The 3,976-nt window shown below is 71.2% G+C and carries 3 protein-coding genes and 1 pseudogene; 3 read left to right on the top strand and 1 reads right to left on the bottom strand.

Translation table 11 applies throughout. The features are described 5' to 3' along the window. Together KBX39_RS25405 and galT are read left to right on the top strand one after the other, a co-directional pair. Positions 1–297 (top strand): annotated as a pseudogene (locus KBX39_RS25405) (DeoR family transcriptional regulator); the annotation flags it as partial. Beyond that, entirely contained in the window at positions 294–1,367 is a 1,074-nt protein-coding gene (gene galT, locus KBX39_RS25400) for a galactose-1-phosphate uridylyltransferase (protein WP_064448853.1), read from the top strand. The pseudogene KBX39_RS25405 and the gene galT, both read left to right, overlap by 4 nt. 313 nt (positions 1,368–1,680) lie before the next feature. On the opposite strand, the gene KBX39_RS25395 is transcribed toward galT, so the two are convergent. After that, positions 1,681–2,898, bottom strand: a complete 1,218-nt coding sequence (locus KBX39_RS25395; RefSeq protein ID WP_043328372.1) for an NADP-dependent isocitrate dehydrogenase — start codon at positions 2,896–2,898, stop codon at positions 1,681–1,683. A gap of 139 nt (positions 2,899–3,037) precedes the next feature. Here KBX39_RS25395 and KBX39_RS25390 point away from each other — a divergent pair, with 139 nt between their 5' ends. Continuing rightward, positions 3,038–3,835, top strand: coding sequence for an MBL fold metallo-hydrolase (locus tag KBX39_RS25390; RefSeq protein ID WP_210872870.1), 798 nt, complete (start codon positions 3,038–3,040; stop codon positions 3,833–3,835). The last annotated feature ends 141 nt before the right edge of the window (positions 3,836–3,976 follow it).

Genomic DNA, 3,976 nt, shown 5'->3' with positions numbered 1-3,976 from the left:
GCGCTCCACCTGGACGTGCTCTTTCTCGGCGTGCACGGCATCAGCGAACGGGCCGGGTTCACCACGCCCACTCTGATGGAGGCGGACACGAACCGGGCGCTCGTGGCCGCCGCGGACCGGCTCGTGGTGCTGGCCGACCACACCAAGTGGGGCACCGTCGGCATCTCGTCGATAGTGCCGCTGGACGCGGCGGACGTGCTGGTCACCGACGACCGGTTGGCGCCCGAGGCACGACGGGTACTCGACGACAGGGTGGGCGAGCTGGTGACGGTGCCCGCGCAGAGGGGGGCGCAGTGAAGCGTACGCGGATCGCGCTGGCCGACGGCCGCGAGCTGATCTACTTCGACGAGCGGGACGACGCGGTCCGGGACCAGCCGGACCGGCGGGACCTGCCCCCTCCCCCGCCCGCCTCGCAGCTGCGGTACGACCCGCTGACCGACGAGTGGGTGGCGGTCGCGGTGCACCGGCAGACCCGCACGTTCCTGCCCCCGGCCGACCAGTGCCCGCTGTGCCCGTCCCGGGGCGACCGGCACAGCGAGATCCCGGCGCCCGACTACGACGTCGTCGTGTTCGAGAACCGGTTCCCGTCACTGAGCCAGCGGGTCGCCGACGAACCGGCCGAGATCACGCCGTTCACCCCGGTACGGCCCGGCCTCGGCAGGTGCGAGGTGGTCTGCTTCACCGACGACCACAACGCCTCGTTCGCCCGGCTCCCCCCGCATCGGGTGCGGACCGTGCTGGACGCGCTCGCCGACCGCACCGAAGCGCTGAGCGCGCTGCCCGGCGTGGAGCAGGTCTTCCCGTTCGAGAACCGGGGCGTGGAGATCGGGGTGACGCTTCACCACCCGCACGGGCAGATCTACGCGTACCCGTTCGTCACGCCGCGCACCCGCGACATGCTGGCCGCCGCCCGGCGGCACGCCGAGCGCACTGGCGGCAACCTGTACGCCGACGTGCTGGCCGCCGAACGCGCCTCCGGGGAACGGGTGGTGACGAGCAACGAGCACTGGACCGCGTACGTCCCGGCGGCGGCGCGCTGGCCGTTCGAGGTGCACGTGGCGCCGCACCGGCCGGTGCCGGACATCCCGGCGCTCGACGACGCCGAGCGGGACGCGTTCGGGCCGCTATACCTGGACCTGCTGCGCCGCTTCGACGGGCTGTTCGACCTGCCGATGCCGTACATCGCGGCCTGGCACCAGGCGCCGGTACGGATCGACAGGGAGCTGGGCCACCTGCACCTGCAGCTGTTCAGCATCCGGCGGGCCAAGGACAAGCTGAAGTACCTGGCCGGGTCGGAGTCCGGCATGGGGGTGTTCATCAACGACATCGCCCCCGAGCGAGCCGCCGAGCTGCTGCGCGCCGCATGACAGGAAGGGCCCCTTGTTAACGCCTGCGGTAGAGAAAGGGCCCCTTCTTAACAACCGCGGCCCGGGCACGGGGGCGCGGGGGGCCCGGGACAGGACCCCCCGCAGGGAAGGGACGGCTGGCTGCGCTCAGCAGCCTCGAAGGTCGGCCGGCCGGCGCGCGGCGACGGCCAACCTTCACGGACGCGACTGGCATCTCGTCCACCCTGTCAACGAGAACGCACCGAGCGAGGTCACGCCGCCCCGATGGCCCTGAGGTGTTAAAAAGGGCCCCTTCTACAACGCGAGGCGTTAAGAAGGGGCCCTTCCTTACACGTCAGGCGGCGAGCCGGCGCGCCAGGTTCTCGTCGAGCGCGTTCATGAACTCGTCGGTGGTCAGCCACGGGGCGTCCCGCGAGATGAGCAGCGCGAGGTCCTTGGTCATCTGGCCGCCCTCGACGGTGTCCACGATGACCTTCTCCAGCGTGTTCGCGAACTCGGTGACCGCCGGGGTGCCGTCCAGCTTGCCCCGGTGGGCCAGGCCCCGGGTCCAGGCATAGATCGAGGCGATCGGGTTGGTCGAGGTCTTCTCGCCCTTCTGGTACTGCCGGTAGTGCCGGGTGACGGTGCCGTGGGCGGCCTCGGCCTCGACGGTGCGGCCGTCCGGGGAGAGCAGCACCGAGGTCATCAGGCCGAGCGAGCCGAAGCCCTGCGCGACGGTGTCGGACTGCACGTCACCGTCGTAGTTCTTGCAGGCCCAGACGTACCCGCCCTCCCACTTGAGCGCGGCGGCGACCATGTCGTCGATCAGCCGGTGCTCGTAGGTGAGGCCGGCGGCCTCGAACTCGGCCTTGAACTCGTTCTCGAACACCTCGGCGAAGATGTCCTTGAACCGGCCGTCGTACGCCTTGAGGATGGTGTTCTTGGTGGACATGTAGACCGGGTAGTTGCGGTCCAGGCCGTACCGGAACGAGGCGCGGGCGAAGTCCCGGATCGACTCGTCGTAGTTGTACATGCCCATGGCGATGCCGCCGCCGGGGAAGTTGGCGACCTCCATCTCCATCGGGGTGCCGCCGTCGGCCGGGGTGTAGGTGATGGTCACCGTGCCCGGGCCGGGGACGACGAAGTCGGTGGCCTTGTACTGGTCGCCGTGCGCGTGCCGGCCGATGATGATCGGCTTGGTCCAGCCCGGGACGAGCCGCGGCACGTTCGACATGATGATCGGCTCGCGGAAGACCACGCCGCCGAGGATGTTGCGGATGGTGCCGTTCGGCGACCGCCACATCTTCTTCAGGCCGAACTCCTCCACCCGGGCCTCGTCCGGGGTGATGGTGGCGCACTTGACGCCGACGCCGTGCTCCTTGATGGCGTTGGCGGCGTCGACGGTGACCTGGTCGTCGGTGGCGTCACGGTGCTGGATCGACAGGTCGTAGTAGTGCAGGTCGACGTCGAGGTAGGGCAGGATCAGCTGCTCCCGGATCTGCTTCCAGATGATCCGGGTCATCTCGTCGCCGTCGATCTCCACGACCGGGTTGTTTACCTTGATCTTCGCCATCGGCCGGCGCTCCTCTCGGGGGACACGTGCTCAAGCAGTACGAGCGTACTGGAAACTGGCCGGCAGTCCCCAGGCGGCCCGGGTGGGCCGCCGGAAAAGCGGGCTGCGCCGTACCGCGACCCGCTGGCATCATCGTGCGATGCCGCGCAGCCGCACCCTCGGGTCTATCACGGTCACCGCGCTGTCTGACGGCGAGGGGCCCTTCTTCCAGCCCCGCGGCGAGGCGTTTCCCGGCGCCACCCAGGCGCACTGGGCGGCTGCCGACCGGCTCGACCCGGGCGCCGTCACCGCCGACGGGCGGTGGTGGCTGCGGTTCCGCGCGTTCGCGGTGCGGACCGGCGACGGGCCGGTCACGCTCGTCGACGCCGGCATCGGCCCGGCCGACTCGCTCGCCGCGAACTGGGCGCCGGTCCCCGGCCGGCTGCCGGCCGAGCTGGCCGCCGCCGGGATCGATCCGGCCGACGTCCGCACCGTGGTCCTCACCCACCTGCACACCGACCACGTCGGCTGGGCCGGCGCGCTGTTCCCGAACGCGGACCACCTGGGACAGCGCGCCGAGCTGGACGCGCTGGAGCTGTTCCACCCGGAACTGCCGGCCCGGCTGCTGGGGCCGTTGCGCGCCGCCGGCCGCCTGCGGGTGGTCGACGGCGAGACGCCCCTCACCCCGGGGGTACGGCTGCTGCACACCCCAGGCCACACGCCGGGTCACCAGTCGGTGCTCATCGAGGCGGACGACGAGCGCCTCCTGATCACCGGCGACCTGCTCGTGCACGCGATCCAGTTGGTCGCCCCGGAGCTGGCGTACGCCCACGAGGTGGACCCGGACGAAGCCCGCCACGCCCGCACGACCCTGCTGGCAACCCTCTCCCCCGCCACCCTGGCCACCCCCCACCTGACCGCCCCCTTCACCCCCCACCCCCGACCGGGTCGATCATGAGGTTGGCGGCGGAATTGGAGATCGAATACGCCGTCAACTTCATGATCGACGGGGAGGGCGGGGAGAGACGCGGGCGGGACAGCGGAAGGCCCGCCGGCGGAAGCCGGCGGGCCGTCGGCTCGATGGGGCGGGCGTCACCTG

This window comes from Micromonospora sp. D75 (genome assembly GCF_018070405.1).
Lineage (GTDB): Bacteria > Actinomycetota > Actinomycetes > Mycobacteriales > Micromonosporaceae > Micromonospora > Micromonospora chalcea.
The sequence above is the reverse complement of the archived record's forward strand: the minus strand, read 5'-3'. Positions and strand labels throughout refer to the sequence as shown.